The sequence below is a fragment of the Mesorhizobium sp. M8A.F.Ca.ET.202.01.1.1 genome (genome assembly GCF_004791595.1).
Taxonomy (GTDB): domain Bacteria; phylum Pseudomonadota; class Alphaproteobacteria; order Rhizobiales; family Rhizobiaceae; genus Mesorhizobium.
This window is the reverse complement of sequence record NZ_SRUN01000018.1, coordinates 47376-64601: the sequence shown is the minus strand read 5'-3', so window position 1 is coordinate 64601 and position 17226 is coordinate 47376. Positions and strand designations below refer to the sequence as shown.

The following is a 17226-nucleotide window of genomic DNA, read 5'->3' as shown; positions in this document are numbered from 1 at the left end:
TGTCGCCGCTCCATGCTTGGCCGGGTGGACGTTAAACGCAGTCAAGTTGTGTTAAGTTGGGTAAAATCCCGCCGCCCGCCCGCATTTGTGCCTTAGGGGCCGGCATGAATGACGGACGGAATGGAATGAACAAGGTCCTCCTCATCGACGACGATGTCGAGTTGACGACGCTGCTGCAGGAATACCTGGTCGAAGAAGGGTATGACGTGGCGACAGGCACGGACGGCGGCACGGCGATTGCCGCCGCCGCGCGCAAAGCGGCGGACCTGATCGTGCTCGATATCATGATGCCCCGAATGAACGGGATCGAGGTCCTGCAAAGGATCAGGAAGCTGAGCCAAGTTCCGGTGCTGCTGCTCACGGCAAGAGGCGATGACATCGACCGGATATCGGGCCTTAACCTCGGTGCCGACGACTATGTGACAAAACCCTGTTCGCCGGGAGAGCTCGCGGCCCGAGTGCGCGCGATCCTTCGTCGTGCGAACCAGCCCGCGGTCGGCGCGTCCACTGACACGCTGAGAGCCGGACGGCTGGTGATCCATCCGAGCAACAGAACCGCCGAATGGGACGGGCAGTTGCTGGAGCTTACCGGTACGGAGTTCAGCCTGCTCGAAGTTCTCGCTCGCCATGCCGGTCAGTTGGTGCCGAAGCAAGACATCTCGAAACGGGCTTTTGGAAAGCCGCTAGCCCCGTTCGATCGCCGCATCGACGTCCATATCAGCAGCGTGCGTCAGAAGCTCGGCCTCAGGGACGATGGACAGTCATGGATAAGGTCTGTTCGCGGCCAAGGCTATCAACTTCTTTTGGACTGACATGCCCCGGCTGTTCAAGAAGTTCTTCGTGATAACCTGGCTGACGCTTGCCGCGTCCGTCGCGATCATAGTCCTGACGCTCGACTTCTTTCAGACGCTTCCTTCCGCTTCGAAACTGGAACGCCAGAAGCAGGCGGTCGTCCTCGACCTGACTGAAAACCTCCTTGTCAAGGACGGTGAAGATGCCGCTCGGCGCTTTGCCCGTGCAAGCGAGGACACGGTGCCGGTCGGCCTCACGATCTCCGAGATCGCGGGATCCGGCGCATGCACCGATAGGAGCACGGCGGAGACAAGAACCGTCCTGAAGGACGGGAGTTGCTACCGGATCTCCGTGCCTCGGCAATACAGTGTCATTCTCGACAAGCTTGGTCCGTTCGTACCAGGGCTCGGTATTTTGATTTCGAGCGCGATATCGGCGGCCGCGCTCGCCCGATATCTCATTCGTCCCGTCGTGCACCTTCGCGACGGCCTGAGCGCGCTCGCCCATGGCCGCTTCGACGTCCGCATCGGACACAAGATGGCAGGCCGGAAGGACGAGGTCTCCGCGCTCGCGCATGATTTCGATTCCAGCGCTGCGCGGTTGCAGGAGCTGCAGGAGGCACAGCAGAGACTTTTCCACGACGTGTCCCATGAGCTGCGCTCCCCGCTGTCACGTCTGCAAGCCGTTGGGGGTGTCCTTCGGCAGAGTCCGGGCAAACTCGATGCCATGCTGGACCGCATGGACCGGGAGATCGAACGGCTCGATGCGCTGGTCGGCGAAGTGCTGACGCTCGCCAGGCTGACGGCCGGTTCCCGCCTCCCTCTGTCGACACAGAGGCTGGACGTCATCGATCTCCTGAACGAAATCCTGAGCGACGCGGCGTTCGAAGCCCAGGCACGCCAGGTTTCGATCACCACCAATGTCGACGACAGCTTTCTTGCCGAGGTCGAAGGCGAGCTGATCTGCCGGGCGCTGGAAAACGTCATTCGCAACGCTGTCAAATACACCGCCGAACATTCGCAAATCATCGTGCAATGCGAGACCACGGAACACCTCCTCAAGGTGTGCGTCGTGGATCAGGGGCCGGGCGTCAGGCGAGACGAACTCGAACGAATCTTCCAGCCATTCTCCCGCGGCAACGACGCGGCACCCAGAGGCGGGTACGGTCTTGGCCTTGCGATCGCGAGACAGGCAATCGAGCGCCATGGCGGGCGCGTATACGCGTCGCTGCCGGACGTCGGCGGCTTGGCCATCATGCTGGAGATTCCTCGGCAGCCGGCCAACGATCGAGGTTGATGGCAAGGTTTACCCAACTTTACACTGCCTTTACCGCCATTAACGCTGGCATCGCTAAAGCTGGACCGTGACCCCGGTTCTTCAAATGCGAGAGAGTGGACTGATGTCGGTGACCACGACGGTGTTTCAGCAGGGCAAGAGGATGCGGTTCCTCTGGCTGGCCGTGCCATTACTTTTGACGCCGGTCCTATTGTCGCAGAGCGCCTGGCCGCCGGAGACTCTTGCTCGCCAAGGCATGGAGCTTATTGGCTCCGCATTTATCATAATATGTGTCGCCGGTCGGTGCTGGGCATCGCTGTATATAGGCGGACGCAAGAACCGGGAACTCATAACGAACGGCCCTTATAACCACACCCGCAATCCGCTGTACTTCTTTTCTTCCCTAGGGCTTGCCGGCATCGGCCTGATTTTCGGGTCAGTGGCGATTGCGGCCTTCTACTTCCTGTTTGGGTATCTGGTATTCGCTTATGTCTCAGGCCGCGAATCGATTGCTCTTGACGGGCTTTTTGGCGATGCCTACCGGGAATATTGCCATGAGGTGCCCGCCTTCCTCCCTCGCTTCGGACGAAGCGTTGGCGACGTCGCGCATCAATTGCCCAGGACGTTCAACCCGGTTGCGCTGAAGCGTACCGCTATCGACAGTTCCTGCTTTCTCCTTGCAATCCCCGGGTCCGAACTCATCGAGTCGTTGCAATCCGCAAAGCTCCTCAAACCAATACTGCACCTCTTTTGATGGCTGGGCTGCCGGCCCGATGAAACAAGTTTCCTCCGGCCCGCGTACGGTTCTGAGGCGAAACGCCCCGCTGGCCGCACCATCACGCTGGCGCTTCCGGCGACGTATGCGCCGGCTGAAGATCCGTGCCGATCGTGGGTTTTACCCAACTTTACACTGCCTTTACCGCGATTAACGCTGGGGCCGCTAGAGCTGAACCCATGATGCCGGTTCAGACGATTTGACAATGATCCTGAAGCTTCGACGACTTGAAATGCGGCCGCGAGCAGCGCTCTGCGCGGCCCTGTGGTTGTCCGCGTGCACGAGTGTGCCCTTGCCCCAGGGCACGTCCCTCAGTTCCTACGCCGGAATGAGCCCATCCACGGGCATCCTCGCAAAAGCGAGATTGCGTGTGGATCCGGCGCCGTTGCTCGCCGCACAGACCGTGCGCATTGTACCGACCGCGACGCAGATCGGCAGCAGTGGCTTCGATCCCAAAGACCTGGCGCTCGTCGCCAACGCGGTCGACCGGGCGCTCTGCACCGACCTTAGCGACCGCTTCCAGGTCGTGGCCCCGAGCCTGCCGGCGGACCTCATCGTCCACGCTACCGTCACCGACATCGTTGCGACCAATCGTACGGCGGCGGCGGGTTCCGTCGTTGCGTCGCTCGGCGCCTCGGTGGCGGGGCTCGGCGTTCCAGTCCCCCGGCTTCCGATCGGCCTCGGCGGCCTGGCCATCGAGGCCGAGGCCGTCGACAAGGACAGTTCCCAGAAGGCAGCCATGCTCTGGTCGCGCGGTGCAAACATAATCACGACCAAGGCTCGGGTGTCCACGGTGGGGGATGCGTATTCCCTCTCTTCGGCCTTCGCCGCTGACTTCAGCCGCATGCTGCTCAAGGGCAAGGACCCGTTCAAGGGAATGCCGGCGATACCATCGATGCAAAGACTCCGGGCCTCGCTCGGCGGTGATCCGAAATACGATGCCTGCAAGGCGTTCGGATCGGCTCCCGGCATTCCGGGAATGGTCGCCGCCCGCTTCGGCCTGCCGCCCACCTGGACCGACAAGGGCGCCGCGGTCTCCCGCTAGCGATAGCGGATATTTGTCGCGAGAAGCGGCGCTCTGCCGCACTTCGAGCAATCTAGAGCCGTTCCAGGAAAAGCGTGTAACGGCTTTCCGTCCGGAATTGCGTAAAAACAAAGAGTTAGAAGAAGCACGTCCAAGATTGACAGCGGTGGCGGTCGCAATCATGGATCATGGGATCGAGATCGGAACTGCCGCGAACCCTCGTTTCCGCTTCCAGCGAAGAATCGGCCGCGTCGGCGTTCATAGTTCTGTACCGAAATGGCGCGCCCGAAGAGATTCGAACTCCTGACCCCCAGATTCGTAGTCTGGTGCTCTATCCAGCTGAGCTACGGGCGCGCATCAGGCCATGTTTTCGACGGCCCCGCGATCCGATCCGAAAGACCGGCCGCGAATGTGTGCAGTTCCCTAACGACTGAATTTGCGAAAAGCAAGCCGATCCGGCAAAAGTTTTGTCGCAAGCCTGTCATCCAGCGATGCCGGCGCCGATCCCGGCACTTCGAGCCGTGGGATCAGCCTGAATCCAGACGGCGGACAATCGGGCAAGGTCAGGGAAGAGGCGGGTCCGGAAGGCGAGTAATCCTCAGCAAACGGCCGGACGCCGTCAGGCCGGGCGGCGCAGGCTGCCACGGGCCTGGTCGAGGCGCACCGGCTGGTCGGGGATGGTGACGGCGAATGTCGTGCGCCCGCCAATCGACTCGACCAATTCCACAGTGCCGCCATGCGCGCGGATCAGTTCATGCGCGATGGCCAAGCCAAGACCGGTGCCGCCGCTGCGCGCGGAGCCGCGGAAGGCCGCGAACAGGTTTTCGCGCGCCTTCGGCGGCAGGCCGGGGCCGGTGTCGGTGACGGCGATGCGGCTGACACTGCCCATGCGCTCGGCCGAGACCGCCAGCCGGCGCACCACGGCGCTTTCGGTATCGGCCGCCATCGCCTGCACCGCGTTACGGCAAAGATTGGTGAGCACCCGGAACAACTGGTCGGAATCGGCGTCCACCTCGAACGCCGTCTCGACGGCGTTGATGAACTCGATGCCCTCCTCGATCGCCAGCAGGCCGTGCACGTCCTCGACAAGCTGGCGCAGCCGCACCCTGCGGCGCGAGGGCGGCGGCTCCTGCGTGCGGCCGTAATGGAGCACGCCCTCCGAATAGGCGACGGCGCGGTCGAGCGCGCGCACCAGTTTCGGCGCGAAGGCCTGCACGGTCGGATCCTTGACCTGGCGCAGGCGGTCCGACAGCAGCTGGGCCGAGGCCAGAATGTTGCGCATATCGTGATTGATCTTCGATACGGCGAGGCCGAGGTCGGCCAGATGCTTCTGCTCGGCCAGCATCTTTTGCAGCCGCTCCTGCATCTGCGACAGTTCGCGTTCGGCCACGCCGATCTCGTCGGCGCGATCGGCGGGGTGAATGATCCGCCCAGGATCGTCAGGGGCCTGGGAAAAGGACAGCATCGAACGCGTCATGGTGCGGATCGGGCCGATCATGATCAGGTCGATCGCGGCATAAACCAGCATGGCCGTGAACAGCGAGATCAGGAGCGAGACGAAGGCGACGTTGCGCGAATAGATGAGCATGGCCTTGCGCAGGGAGTAGTCCGGCATGATCAGCTCGAACTCCTTGTCGCTGTCGCCGACCGGTCCAAAAACCCGCAGCATCCTGTCGCCGCCGAAAAACAGCGTGTCCAGCGCGCCGGTCATGCCCTTGACCATGCCGACGCTGGCGAGATCGATGTGTTCGTCGACCTGTGGCGGCATGTCGGCCACCACCAGAAGCCGCGAGACACCGCCGTCGCGCACCGCGATCGCCTTGGCGCCGATGGCCATCAGCACGTCGTTCTGGGCCGTGCGCGACAGCGAGGTCGACTCGCCCTGCACCAGCACGATCGACACGGCGGCGGCCGTGCTCAGCCTCTCCTTGAGCCAGCTCAACCTATAGCTGGCGATCCAGGGCAGGAAGATCAGCACTTCGGCCAGCAGCACGAAAACGATGGTGAGCAGCAGCAGCTTCGTCGACAAACCGCGCGACAGGGGTACCGTGCGGACGGCGGCTGATGCCGTTCCGGTCCCTTCCCCTGCTTGGCTGGCTTCGCTCATGCGACTCGATCTTCACAATCACTTGATCAGCCAAGATTAGGCGATTACGGCTTTTTTGCCAATTTCTCCCTTGGTCGGAAAAATAGATGCTCCAAAAGAGGTGCGTCTTTAGCGCGCCGACGCCGGATTGACTTCCAAAACCCTTCTTTCTATAAGCCCGCTCACGCTCGGGCCATTCGTCCCGGCGCGGTTTCGATCGCGCCAAAACCGGCCCGGCAAAGCTCCTGTTACAAAGTGACAGAATCAAGAAGGGCCGCACCCCGCGGTATTAAAACAAATGAAGCGTACCTACCAACCGTCCAAACTCGTCCGCAAACGCCGGCACGGCTTCCGTGCTCGCATGGCCACCAAGGGTGGCCGTGGGGTCGTCGCAGCTCGCCGCAACCGCGGCCGCAAGCGGCTCAGCGCCTAAGCGAGACGAGATCGTTGCCCGCAACCGGCAAGCCAGTGGGGCAAAATCCCAAGCGGCTTCTGAAACGCGCGGAATTCCTGGCCGTCCGTCGTGGTGAAAAGCGACGCGGACGGTTTTTCCTCGTCGAGGTCCTCGACCGCGGCGACGGCGGGATGCCGCGCGTCGGCTACACCGTCACCAAGAAGGTCGGCAACGCTGTTGTGCGCAACCGCGTCAGGCGGCGGCTGAAAGAGGCCGTCCGCGTCCATGCCGCAGATGACATGGTGCCCGGCAATGATTATGTCATCGTCGGGCGCGATGATGCGCTGCGCGCCCCCTTCGGCCAGTTGAAGGCCGAACTCTCCCGCCGGATTCGCGGAACACGATAGGCCAAGGGCTCTCGATGGAAAACAACCGGAACTTCTTCATCACCATCGCCCTGTCGGTGCTGATCCTGGCGCTGTGGCAGTATTTTTATGTCCTGCCGCGCAGCGAGCAGCAACGCGAGGCGGCTCGCATCGAGCAGCAGCGCGTGGAAGAGCAGAAGAAAGCGGCCGAGGCGGCCAACCCGGGTGCGGCAACGCCCGCCCCGGCTCCCGGCGCCATTCCCAACGCGCCGGGCGGCGACGTCGTCACTGCGGCCGGCCGCGACCAGGCACTGGCGACTTCGAAGCGCGTCAAGATCGATACGCCGAGCGTCGAGGGCTCGATCAATTTGACCGGCGCGCGCCTCGACGACCTCAAGCTCAAGCACTACACCGAGACCGTCGACAAGAATTCGCCCGAGATCGAACTGCTCAACCCGCAAGCGCTGCCCACCGGCTATTTCGCCGAGATCGGCTTTGTCGGCAACGACAAGACCGGTGCGGTGCCGGGCGCCGAAACGGTGTGGAGCGTGGACGGCAATCCGACGCTGACCCCGTCGACGCCGGTGACGCTCACCTACACCAACGACAAGGGCCTGACCTTCAAGCGCACCTTCTCCGTCGACGGCAATTACATGTTCACGGTGTCGGACACGGTGCAGAATGCCGGATCGAGCGCGGTTTCGCTGTTCAACTACGGCCGCGTCACGCGCTACGACAAGCCGGCCGTCGCCAGCACCTATGTGCTGCATGAAGGCCTGATCGGCTTCACCGGCACGGAAGGCCTGCAGGAACACAAATACGCGTCGGTCGAGAAGGACAAGCAGTACCAGCCCGGCAAGTCGACCGACGGCTGGCTCGGCATCACCGACAAATATTGGGCCGTCACGCTGGTGCCGACCGAGAAGCAGCCGTTCCAGCCGCGCTATGCCTATTTCGAGGATGGCCGCCACCGCTACCAGTCCGACTTCCTGACCGACCCGATCAATGTCGAGGCCGGCCAGTCGGCGACCGTCGAGACCGAGGTCTTCGCCGGCGCCAAGGAAGTCGCCAAGATCAACGCCTATGCCGAAGAACGCCACATCAAGCGGTTCGACCTCTTGATCGACTGGGGCTGGTTCCACTTCATCACCAAGCCGATGTTCTGGCTGATCGACACGCTCTACAAATTCCTCGGCAATTTCGGCCTGGCGATCCTGGCCACCACCGTCATCGTCAAGGCCATCTTCTTCCCGCTCGCCAACAAGTCCTACGCGTCGATGGCGAACATGAAGAAGGTGCAGCCGAAGATGCTCGAGATCCGCGAGAAATACGCGGACGACAAGATGAAGCAGCAGCAGGCGATGATGGAGCTGTACAAGACCGAGAAGATCAATCCGCTCGCCGGCTGCTGGCCGGTAGCGCTGCAGATCCCGGTCTTCTTCTCGCTCTACAAGGTGCTCTACATCACCATCGAGATGCGGCACGCGCCGTTCTTCGGCTGGATCCAGGATCTGGCGGCGCCCGATCCGACCTCGCTGTTCAACCTGTTCGGCCTCGTTCCGGTCACCCTGCCGCACATGCTGATGATCGGCGTCTGGCCGCTGATCATGGGCGTCACCATGTTCCTGCAGATGCGCATGAACCCGACGCCGCCGGATCCGACGCAGGCCGCGATCTTCACCTGGATGCCCGTCATCTTCACCTTCATGATGGCCGGGTTCCCGGCGGGTCTGGTCATTTACTGGGCCTGGAACAACACGCTGTCGATCCTGCAGCAGGGCGTGATCATGAAGCGCCAGGGCGCCAAGATCGAGCTCTGGGACAATCTGGTGGCGCTGTTCCGCAAGAAACCTTCGCCGGCGGAATAGCCGGCTTCGAGAACACAACCCAATGTCAAAAGCGCCGGCTCGTCCGGCGCTTTTTTCGTTCAGGCAAGCCTCTGTTCACGTTCCCGTGATCGGCGAAACTGAAGCCGCTCGCGGGGCGTGACTGCGTGTGCATTTCCAAAGGCTATCAATTCCGATCAGCCCTCACCGGAGGAAGACCACATGCGCTTGCCGTCACTCAAGACCATCGCCCTTTCCGCACTTGTCGTCAGCGCGGCAATCGCCGCTCCAGCCTATGCCAAGGACCCCATGGTCGGCGGCGCGCCGATGTACGCCACCAAGACCATCGTCGAGAACGCGGTCAAGTCGAAGGACCACACGACGCTGGTCGCCGCCGTCAAGGCCGCCGGCCTGGTCGAGACGCTGCAGGGCGCCGGCCCGTTCACCGTGTTTGCCCCGACCAACGAAGCCTTCGCGGCGCTGCCGGCCGGCACGGTCGACACGCTGCTGAAGCCCGAAAACAAGGACAAGCTCACCAAGGTGCTGACCGCGCATGTCGTGGCCGGCAAGATTTCGGGCGCCGATATGATGAAGAAGGCCAAGGCGATGGGCGGCAAATACGAGATGAAGACCGTCTCGGGCGACACGCTCACCGCCGAAGTCAAGAAGGGCAAGCTCTACATCATGGACGAGTCCGGCGGCGAGTCGAAGGTGACGATCGCCGACGTCAACCAGTCGAACGGCGTCATTCACGTCGTCAACAAGGTTCTGTTGCCGAAGTAGCGGCTTCCGGCGAAAAGGGGGCGTCGGCGGATCGTTGGGGCTTTCCCGGTCCGCCATCCCCGCCTCATGACGAGGTGCCATGTTTCTTGCGAAGCCGTATCGGCGAGGCCGGGGTCCTGTCGTCCCTCACAGGGCCCCGGTTTCTTTTGGTGAGAGCGCTTTGCCTCGGCGTTCGAAGCCCGACCGCTTCCGCCACATCACTCCATGACGGCGCTGTGGTCGACCTTGGCCGGCGTCCCCGGCTTGCGCAGCAGGAGCAACAGCGGGATCGCCGCCAGCGACAGGATCATCATCAGCTTGAAGTCATTCATGTAGCTGATAACAGTCGCCTGCAGCGTCACCACGCCGTCGAGCGCGGCGCGGCCGGCGGCGGTATAAGGGTTCATCGCCTGGAAGATCGCCGGATCGCTGAACGCCTGGTTGAAGGGCGTCACATAGGTGGCAATGTTGGCGTGGTTGATCTGCACATTCTGCGTCAGAAGCGCGGTGACCACCGATATTCCGACGCTGGAGCCGATGTTGCGCGACAGATTGTAGAGGCCGGTGCCTTCCGCGCGCCGCTCCGGCGCCAGCGTGGCGAAGGTGATGGTGGTCAGCGGCACGAACAGGAAGCCCAAGCCCGCACCTTGGATGAAGCCGGTGGAGATGATGGTCCACTGCGAAACGTCAGGCGTCCAGCCGGTCATGTCGTACATCGCCCAGGCGGTGATCAGCAGGCCGATGAGCAGCAGCCAGCGCGTGTCGACCTTGCCGATCAGCCTGCCGACCAGGAACATGCAGGCCATCGTGCCAAGCCCGCGCGGCCCCATGACGATGCCGGCCGTCACCACGGGATAGCCCATCAGCGTCTGCAGGTAAGGCGTCATCAGCGCCAGCGAGGCGAGATAGGTGATGCCGATGATGAAGATGAAGATCATGCCGACGGCGAAATTCCGGTCGAGGAACAGCCTCGGATTGACGAAGGTGTTGCGGGCGGTGAAGGTGTGGACGAGGAAGATGTAGAAGGCCGACGCGCAGATCAGCGCCTCGACGATAATCTCGGATGACGAGAACCAGTTGAGCTGCTCGCCGCGATCGAGAAACATCTGCAAGGCGGCGATGGTGATGCTGAGCATGCCGAAACCCAGCCAATCCAGCCTCGCCTTGAAATCCAGCTTGGTTTCCAGGACGTACAGCGACACGCCGGCGAAGGCCAGCGCGCCGATCGGCACGTTGATGTAGAACACCCAGCGCCAGCTGACATTCTCGGTCAGCCAGCCGCCGATGACAGGCCCCAGCACCGGCCCGACCATCACCGAGACGCCGAACAGCGCCATGGCGGAGCCGCGCTCTTCCACACTGTAGATATCGAGCAGGATGCTCTGCGACAGCGGCACCAGCGCCGCGCCGAACAGGCCCTGCAGCAGGCGGAAGCCGACGATCTGCGGCAGCGACTGCGCGAAACCGCACAGCACCGAGGCGACGACGAAGCCGGTGATCGAGGTCAACAGGATGCGCTTGCGGCCGAAGCGGTTGGCAAGGTAGCCGGAAGGCGGCGTCATCACCGCCGCCGCCACGATGTAGGAGGTCAGCACCCAGTTGATCTGGTCGGCGCTGGCCGAGACGCTGCCCTGGATATAGGGCAGCGCGACATTGGCGATGGTCGTGTCCAGCGCCTGCATGATGACGGCCAGGATCACGCAGGCGGTGATGGCGCCGCGATTGGCGACCACCGGCGTGGCACCTGTCGCGGACGCGCTGGTCATGACTTTTGTCCGAACAGGCCGATGAGATTGGTGACGAAGTCCGGCAGGCCGCGTGCATGGCCCGTGTCGACGTCGACCACGGCGCTCATGCCGCCGCGCAGCGGTGGTTTGCCGTCGATGTCAGCGATGGTGACGCGCATCGGGATGCGCTGCACGACCTTGACCCAGTTGCCGGTGGTGTTCTGCGCCGGCAGCAGCGAGAAGCTCGACGACGAGGCGGGACTGATCGAGGCAACTTTGCCGTGCCAGACGGCACCGGGATAGGTGTCGACGCTGATCGTCGCCGTCTGCCCGGGACGCACATAGGTCAGCTCGGTTTCCTTCGGTTCCGCCGCGATCCACAGATCGGTCGACGAGACCAGGCTGAACGCCGGCTGCGAAGCCGGCAGGTACTTGCCGACCTGCAGCGCGTCGACATTGGTGACGATGCCGTCGAACGGTGCCTTGACAACGGAATCGGCGAGGTTGCGCTGCGCGTCGTCGACGCCCGACTGGGCCTGGAGGTAGAAGGGGTTCTTCTCCACCGGCTGGTTGGCGTCGCCGCCAAGCTGGGCGAGCGTGGCCTGCGCCTGCGCCTTGGCGACGGACACTTTCTGGCGCGCGGCGACGAGATCGTGCTGGGCGCTGTCGAAAGACGCCTTCGAGGCGGTGGAGGTCTTGAGCAGATCCTGCTGCCGCTGAAAGGCGGCTTCGTAATAGGGAATGTCGGCCTGCGCCTGCTCGATCTGCGACAGCGACTGCTGGTAGCTCGCCTCCAGGGTCAGCACCTGGTTGCGGACGGTTCCGAGCTGGGCCTGGGCGGCGGCGAGAGCGGTCTCGAAGGAGGCCGGCCGCAGGCGAAACAGCACGTCGCCCTTCTTGACCGCCTGGTTCTCATGCACGTCGATCTCCTGCACCGTGCCGGAGACGTCGGTGGAGACGCCGAGCGACTGAGCCTGGATATAGGCATTGTCGGTCGTCATCAGCTGACCGCCGGTGACATAATAATAGCCGCCGAAGACAAGCGCGACGGGAAGCAGGGCAAAAAGGACGGGCCGCGCCAGGCTGCGCTTCGGTTTGACCGGAACAGGAGGGGCGACGGCGGCAGGGGCCTGCCGTGGCGGCGGCTCCTTGGCCGGAGCCTCCAGCGCCGCCGGCTCCAGGGCGACGGGCGCTTCCAGTTCGTCATTTTCGATGACGGCGCTGGCCCGCCGCTGTTCGCGCTCACTGTCGAGCTGGATAATCTGGTCGGTCCGACCCGCCGGTGTTTCGTCTCCGGCAGGCTTCTTGGGGGATGTCGATTCAGCCATGTACTTTCTCCCGGTCGACGGCTGGCTGGGTGCAAGCCGCGAGCAGATTGGATTTGATCAAGCTTAGCGTTTGCAGCAGATGCTGCTGTGTTTCGGACGAAAGGCCAGCGAAGGCCTCGTCTCGTGTTTTCTGGCCGTTGCCGCGCATGATCTCGAGCAGCGGACGGGCCCGCGGTGTCAGGTAAAGCAGCCATGCCCTGCGGTCGACGGGATCGGGCCGGCGCTCGATGAAGCCGCGCGCCTCCATCTTGTCGAGCAGCCGGGCGAGCGTGATCGGCACGATCTCGATGAGGTCGGCGAGCTTGTTCTGGTGGATGCCTTCATGCAGCGAAAGGAAGGCCAGCACCTGCCATTGGGCGCGGGTCAGCCCCGATGCGCGTGACCGCTGCTCGAACCGCTTGCGAAGCAGGCGCGCGACGTCGTGCAGCACGAAGCTGATATTGCGGGAAGAGGGCATGGGAGGAGGTCGGGGTCGGGTGGCAACTTTTCGTGAGCATGCTTATTATCATCATGCACATAATCCTGCTGGACGCCCCGCGCAAGACCGATTAAGCCCCGGGGAAGAAAAAACGCATGGGCCACGGCATGCAAAAGCCGCGTGGCGATGTGGATTTGCCGGCAAGGATTTTGGCGATGGATTGGATCAGGATCGCGGCTCTCACGGCTCTCGTTGGGTGCCCCGGCGCCGCTGCCGCGAAGGATGCGGTCAGCTGCGGCGGCGCCGCCATGCTGGGCGGCGCGCAGCTCAACTGCAGCCATGTCGAACCCAAGGCACCGCCACAGTTCTGCACGTTTAGTTGGGATCTTCACACGATGGCGGGAGATCAGAAGGTCGTCGAAGGCAGCTTCATGCTGCCGCCCGGAGCGTCGAACGTTCAGGTCTATCAGGGCAGTGGTTTCGACAGCGCGCTGTCCAACCCGATCGTGATCTGCCGCGGCAACAAATGAGCGTGGCAGGCAAGGAAGGCTCGCTCGTCAGCCGATTGGTGCTATAGGGCGGATCACGTTATTTTGACCAGGCGCGCGGATTGCGGATCCGCGTGGCTATCACTTCCTGGACGGACTTCGACATGGACGGACCCAACCCCGGCATCAAGCACCCGATCCCGATGCACACGCGCGTCGGCTTCCTGAAGCCTCTGGTGACAGAGCCGAACATCGAGATCGGCGACTTCACCTATTATGACGACCCGGACGGGCCGGACAAATTCGCCGAAAAATGCGTGCTGCATCACTATCCCTTCATCGGCGACAAGCTCATCATCGGCAAGTTCTGCGCTATCGCCGAGGGCGCGCGCTTCATCATGAACGGCGCCAATCACGCCATGTCCGGCTTCTCGACCTATCCGTTCAACATTTTCGGCCATGGCTGGGAAAAGGGTTTCGACCCCCAGACATGGTCGAAGGAACTGCGCGGCGACACGATGGTCGGCAACGATGTCTGGATCGGCATGGAGGCCGTGATCCTGCCCGGCGTGGAAATCGGCCATGGCGCCATCATCGCCGCCAAATCGGTGGTGACGCACGATGTGCCGCCCTATGCGATCGTTGCCGGCAACGCCGCGAAAGTGGTGAAGATGCGTTTCGACGACAGGACGATCCGACGGCTGCTGGCGGTGGCATGGTGGGACTGGCCGGTGGACAAGATCGGCCGCAATCTCGACGCCATCAGGAGCGCCGATATCTCTCTACTGGAGGCAGCAGCTTGAACGTTCCCAACAGCACCGCGATCCAAACCGACCTGTTCACGCGCGGATGGATCTTCATCCGCGGCGTGCCGGCCATGAAGTTCCTGCCGCCGGAAGGGCCGCCGGAGATAGCCTTTGCCGGCCGCTCCAATGTCGGCAAGTCGTCGCTGATCAACGCCCTGGTCAACCAGAAGGGGCTGGCGCGCACCTCCAACACGCCGGGGCGCACGCAGGAACTCAACTATTTCGTGCCGGACGGATTTTCAGGCGAGGGCACCGACCTGCCGCCGATGGCGCTGGTCGACATGCCGGGCTACGGCTACGCCACCGCGCCCAAGGAGAAAGTCGACGAGTGGACCAAGCTGGTCTTCGACTATCTCAAGGGCCGCGTCACGCTGAAGCGGGTCTATGTGCTGATCGATGCCCGCCACGGCATCAAGGCCAAGGACGACGAGGTGCTGTCGCTGCTCGACAAGGCGGCGGTATCCTACCAGATCGTGCTGACCAAGACCGACAAGATCAAGGCCGCCGGCGTGCCGCGGCTGATCGAGGAGACGCTGCAAAAGATCAAGAAGCGTCCGGCGGCGTTCCCGTTCGTGCTGGCGACATCATCGGAAAAGGGCGAAGGCCTGGAGGAATTGCAGGCCGCCATCGTGCTCGCGGCGAATGGCGGCTAGTCGTCGTGCGCGCATACGTTGACCGCGCCCTGGCAATCCGTCAACATCGCAGTGCCGTTCGAGGGCAACCGGATGCGTATCGTTTTTCGTTGTGATCCCGCGCTTGCCGAAATGCTCCCCCGGCCGGTTCCCGCGCGTGGCGTGCTGCCTGACTGGCTCCGCAAGATGCCTCCGAAAGCCTATTCGGAAATCCATGGGCGAGAGATCAGGACAGTAAAACAGTGTCCGCCCTTCGTTGATGCGATGACACATGGCTTCATGATCCTGCTGCCATGCGATGTGACAGTTGAGAACGGGGCCTTTGAATGGCGGTGGGACATCGCCGAGCCGTCAACGAAGGGCCACCCGCGTTCGCCGCTCAGCTTCCATGTCGCCGAACAGCTCTCCGGCGCACCGTTGTCGAATGGGCTGGCGGCGATAAAATTCAACAGTTTCTGGACGATCGAGTTGGAGGAAGGCTGGTCCCTCTTCGCCACCCATCCGGTCAACCGCGATGATCTTCCTTTCCGCCTGGTGACTGGTGTCGTCGATTCGGATCACTTCCAGGACGCCGGCATCAATTTCCCGGCGATTTGGACCGACCAGGGTTTCTCCGGCGTGCTGGCGAAGGGCACGCCGGTCGCGCAATGCTTTCCCGTGCCGCGCGCCGCGCCCGAACTCGTTTTCGAAAGCTTCGATGTCACACGCAAAGCCTCCTATGAAAAAACCGTCGCCGATGTTCTTGCCGAACCCGGCGTCTACCGTAAGCAGTTTCGCGTGAAACGCGCCCGCTAGAGCTCCGATCCGAGTGCCGCCGCTCCAAATGCGACCCGACCTAATTTTTGTTTTTACCAAGCAAGCCCTTCAACGTTTCGCGATCGATCCAAAGCTTGCCGTGCGGCGCTGACGTCAGGGCCATCGCGATGGTGCCAAAGGTTGTGGCGCGCTGCCCGTAGGCCGTTCGATAGGCCTCGATCGCGGCGTCCATATCGCCCGCTTCCTGAAGTGCTACCCCCAGATTGACCGCCGCCTCGGCGTCGTCGGGGCGTATCTCCAGCGCTTTGCGATAGGCGGCCGCTGCCCCCACATGATCATGCAGATCCTGCCTGACAAGGGCGAGGTCGAACCATGCCGATGCGGGCGCGCTTCCCTTTACGGCCCGCTCCAGCAAGGGTGCCGCATCGGCGGGCATTCCGTCCTCGAACAGCATGCGGCCCAGGCGTGCTGCCGCCTCCGCCGAAAAGGGATCGGCAAGTGTCAGCTGTCGCCATACCTCGAGCGCATGGGCCCGGTCGCCTGCCTCGTCGAGCGTGCGCCCCTGCTCGATGAGCACAGCGGCGCCAGGCGCCAATTCCGCCGCGCGCGCGAGATGGAACAGTGCTTGGTCAAAATCCCGTACCGCCCGCGCCAAGCGGCCGGCGAGCAATTGGGCGGATGCGTTGTCAGCCCGGATCGCCAGACTTGCCTGGATATGGGCGCGGGCTTCCGATATCTCTCCCTTGGCGAAAAGAACGGCAGCCATAAGGTGGTTGAGGGCAGGGTCGTCAGCCGCCTCGCGAAGAGCCTCCCCGCAAAGCAGCCGTGCCTGCTCGTGGCGACCGGCGTTGAAGTCCGCCACGATGCGTCGCATCTGATTCTGGAGCTTCGGAACGCCCATCCCGATCTGCCTTCACGCTCGCGAACGAGAACCATTCCGCCGAATGATCGGTTCTACCCAGATCCAGACGTTGACGCTCCGCGCCTTGAGGTCAAGCCGCCCTCCGCAAAAAATCGGCCACTGGACGGCCGTTTCGGAGATTCCTGTCAGGGCGAGTGTGAGCTGTTTTCTTCCTCTGCCAGCCTTTCGGTGCCGTAGGCCTTGAGGAACATGCCGACGCCCGACCGGACAATGTGATCGATCTCGTCCTGGGTCGGTGCCTTGGTGCGGTAGGCGAAGATGCACTGCCGGAAAAGACCGGCCAGGCACAGTTCGGTGAACTGATAGGCGGCGAGGTCGACATCGTCGATCTCGAGCAGGCCGCGCTCGACGGCGGCGTTGAGGAAGACCACCACCTTGTCATGGCCGCGCTTGGGCCCGCGTTCGTAAAAACGCGCGCCCATGTCGGGTATCCTGTCGGAGGCGCCGATGACCGTGCGCTGCGCCTGGATGACCCTGGCCGAGGTGATCTTCATCGACAGGACCTTGCCGAACTTGACCAGCGTCTGGCGCAAATCGTCGGCGCGGTCGAGCATGTCGTACATGTTCTTGAAGATGGTGCCGCGCTCTTCCTCGATCAGCGCCTCGAACAACTCTTCCTTGTTGGCGAAGTAGACATAGATGGTGCCCTTGGAGACACCGGCCTCGCGCGTGATGTCGTTCATCGAGGCGGCCTCGAAGCCCTTTTCGATGAAGACGCGGCGGGCACCGTCGATGATCTGGCTGCGCTTGACCGGATCCTGTCCGGCTGCCGGGCGGCCACGGCGCAGACCATCGAGCAGATCCTCGCACTGGTCGGCTTCGGCGTTGCGCACAGTCTCAACCATAAAAA

18 protein-coding genes and 1 tRNA gene are annotated in these 17226 nt (G+C 62.9%); 12 read left to right on the top strand and 7 right to left on the bottom strand.

Annotated elements, in window-relative coordinates; genetic code table 11:
* The first annotated feature begins 125 nt into the window (after positions 1-125).
* From EN845_RS30080 to EN845_RS30065, 4 genes are all read left to right on the top strand, one after another.
* On the top strand, positions 126-812 hold the full coding sequence (locus EN845_RS30080; RefSeq protein ID WP_127278796.1) for a response regulator: 687 nt from the start codon (positions 126-128) through the stop codon (positions 810-812).
* A gap of 1 nt (position 813) precedes the next feature.
* On the top strand, positions 814-2088 hold the full coding sequence (locus EN845_RS30075; RefSeq protein ID WP_127278791.1) for an ATP-binding protein: 1275 nt from the start codon (positions 814-816) through the stop codon (positions 2086-2088).
* Between the two features lie 103 nt (positions 2089-2191).
* Positions 2192-2821 (top strand): isoprenylcysteine carboxylmethyltransferase family protein, encoded by a 630-nt coding sequence (locus EN845_RS30070; protein ID WP_167531523.1) that lies wholly within the window; start codon positions 2192-2194, stop codon positions 2819-2821.
* Between the two features lie 226 nt (positions 2822-3047).
* Positions 3048-3887: a DUF3313 domain-containing protein gene (locus EN845_RS30065; RefSeq protein WP_127873311.1), complete on the top strand. Its 840-nt coding sequence runs from the start codon at positions 3048-3050 to the stop codon at positions 3885-3887.
* A gap of 256 nt (positions 3888-4143) precedes the next feature.
* Here EN845_RS30065 and EN845_RS30060 read toward each other — a convergent pair.
* Together EN845_RS30060 and EN845_RS30055 are read right to left on the bottom strand one after the other, a co-directional pair.
* Positions 4144-4220 (bottom strand) — tRNA-Arg (locus EN845_RS30060).
* Positions 4221-4485: 265 nt separating this feature from the next.
* A complete protein-coding gene (locus EN845_RS30055) occupies positions 4486-5973 on the bottom strand; it encodes a HAMP domain-containing sensor histidine kinase (RefSeq protein WP_127873310.1) in 1488 nt (495 codons plus the stop codon).
* Positions 5974-6250: 277 nt separating this feature from the next.
* Between EN845_RS30055 and rpmH the strand changes: the two genes are divergently transcribed.
* From rpmH to EN845_RS30035, 4 genes are all read left to right on the top strand, one after another.
* On the top strand, positions 6251-6385 hold the full coding sequence (rpmH, locus tag EN845_RS30050; protein ID WP_008833937.1) for a 50S ribosomal protein L34: 135 nt from the start codon (positions 6251-6253) through the stop codon (positions 6383-6385).
* 14 nt (positions 6386-6399) lie between these two features.
* Positions 6400-6753, top strand: a complete 354-nt coding sequence (rnpA, locus tag EN845_RS30045; protein WP_127873309.1) for a ribonuclease P protein component — start codon at positions 6400-6402, stop codon at positions 6751-6753.
* Between the two features lie 14 nt (positions 6754-6767).
* Complete coding sequence (gene yidC / locus EN845_RS30040; protein ID WP_127873308.1) at positions 6768-8579, top strand: membrane protein insertase YidC; 1812 nt, start codon at positions 6768-6770, stop codon at positions 8577-8579.
* Between the two features lie 180 nt (positions 8580-8759).
* Entirely contained in the window at positions 8760-9320 is a 561-nt protein-coding gene (locus EN845_RS30035) for a fasciclin domain-containing protein (RefSeq protein WP_127873307.1), read from the top strand.
* A gap of 197 nt (positions 9321-9517) precedes the next feature.
* Here EN845_RS30035 and EN845_RS30030 read toward each other — a convergent pair whose 3' ends face one another.
* From EN845_RS30030 to EN845_RS30020, 3 genes are read right to left on the bottom strand one after another with little or no spacing between them, the layout of a single operon-like run.
* The gene (locus tag EN845_RS30030; RefSeq protein ID WP_127278553.1) at positions 9518-11065 is read right to left on the bottom strand and encodes a DHA2 family efflux MFS transporter permease subunit; all 1548 of its coding nucleotides are present in this window, start codon (positions 11063-11065) and stop codon (positions 9518-9520) included.
* A complete protein-coding gene (locus EN845_RS30025) occupies positions 11062-12354 on the bottom strand; it encodes an HlyD family secretion protein (protein ID WP_127278554.1) in 1293 nt (430 codons plus the stop codon). Before EN845_RS30025 ends, EN845_RS30030 begins: the two co-directional genes overlap by 4 nt.
* Entirely contained in the window at positions 12347-12811 is a 465-nt protein-coding gene (locus EN845_RS30020) for a MarR family transcriptional regulator (RefSeq protein ID WP_127278555.1), read from the bottom strand. The genes EN845_RS30025 and EN845_RS30020 overlap by 8 nt, the downstream gene beginning before the upstream one ends.
* 116 nt (positions 12812-12927) lie before the next feature.
* Between EN845_RS30020 and EN845_RS30015 the strand changes: the two genes are divergently transcribed.
* The 4 genes from EN845_RS30015 (at position 12928) to EN845_RS30000 (ending at position 15493) form a co-directional block, all read left to right on the top strand.
* Complete coding sequence (locus EN845_RS30015) at positions 12928-13302, top strand: hypothetical protein (RefSeq protein WP_245464381.1); 375 nt, start codon at positions 12928-12930, stop codon at positions 13300-13302.
* Between the two features lie 122 nt (positions 13303-13424).
* Positions 13425-14063, top strand: a complete 639-nt coding sequence (locus EN845_RS30010; protein WP_167531531.1) for a CatB-related O-acetyltransferase — start codon at positions 13425-13427, stop codon at positions 14061-14063.
* A complete protein-coding gene (yihA, locus tag EN845_RS30005) occupies positions 14060-14719 on the top strand; it encodes a ribosome biogenesis GTP-binding protein YihA/YsxC (RefSeq protein ID WP_127278556.1) in 660 nt (219 codons plus the stop codon). Before EN845_RS30010 ends, yihA begins: the two co-directional genes overlap by 4 nt.
* Positions 14720-14791: 72 nt before the next feature.
* Entirely contained in the window at positions 14792-15493 is a 702-nt protein-coding gene (locus tag EN845_RS30000; protein WP_127873306.1) for a hypothetical protein, read from the top strand.
* Between the two features lie 40 nt (positions 15494-15533).
* Here EN845_RS30000 and EN845_RS29995 read toward each other — a convergent pair whose 3' ends face one another.
* Together EN845_RS29995 and EN845_RS29990 are read right to left on the bottom strand one after the other, a co-directional pair.
* Positions 15534-16355: a tetratricopeptide repeat protein gene (locus tag EN845_RS29995; protein WP_245464505.1), complete on the bottom strand. Its 822-nt coding sequence runs from the start codon at positions 16353-16355 to the stop codon at positions 15534-15536.
* 146 nt (positions 16356-16501) lie between these two features.
* Positions 16502-17221 carry a TetR/AcrR family transcriptional regulator gene (locus EN845_RS29990; RefSeq protein ID WP_127280513.1) on the bottom strand — a complete coding sequence of 240 codons (720 nt, stop codon included), beginning with the start codon at positions 17219-17221 and terminating at the stop codon, positions 16502-16504.
* Between the last annotated feature and the right edge of the window lie 5 nt (positions 17222-17226).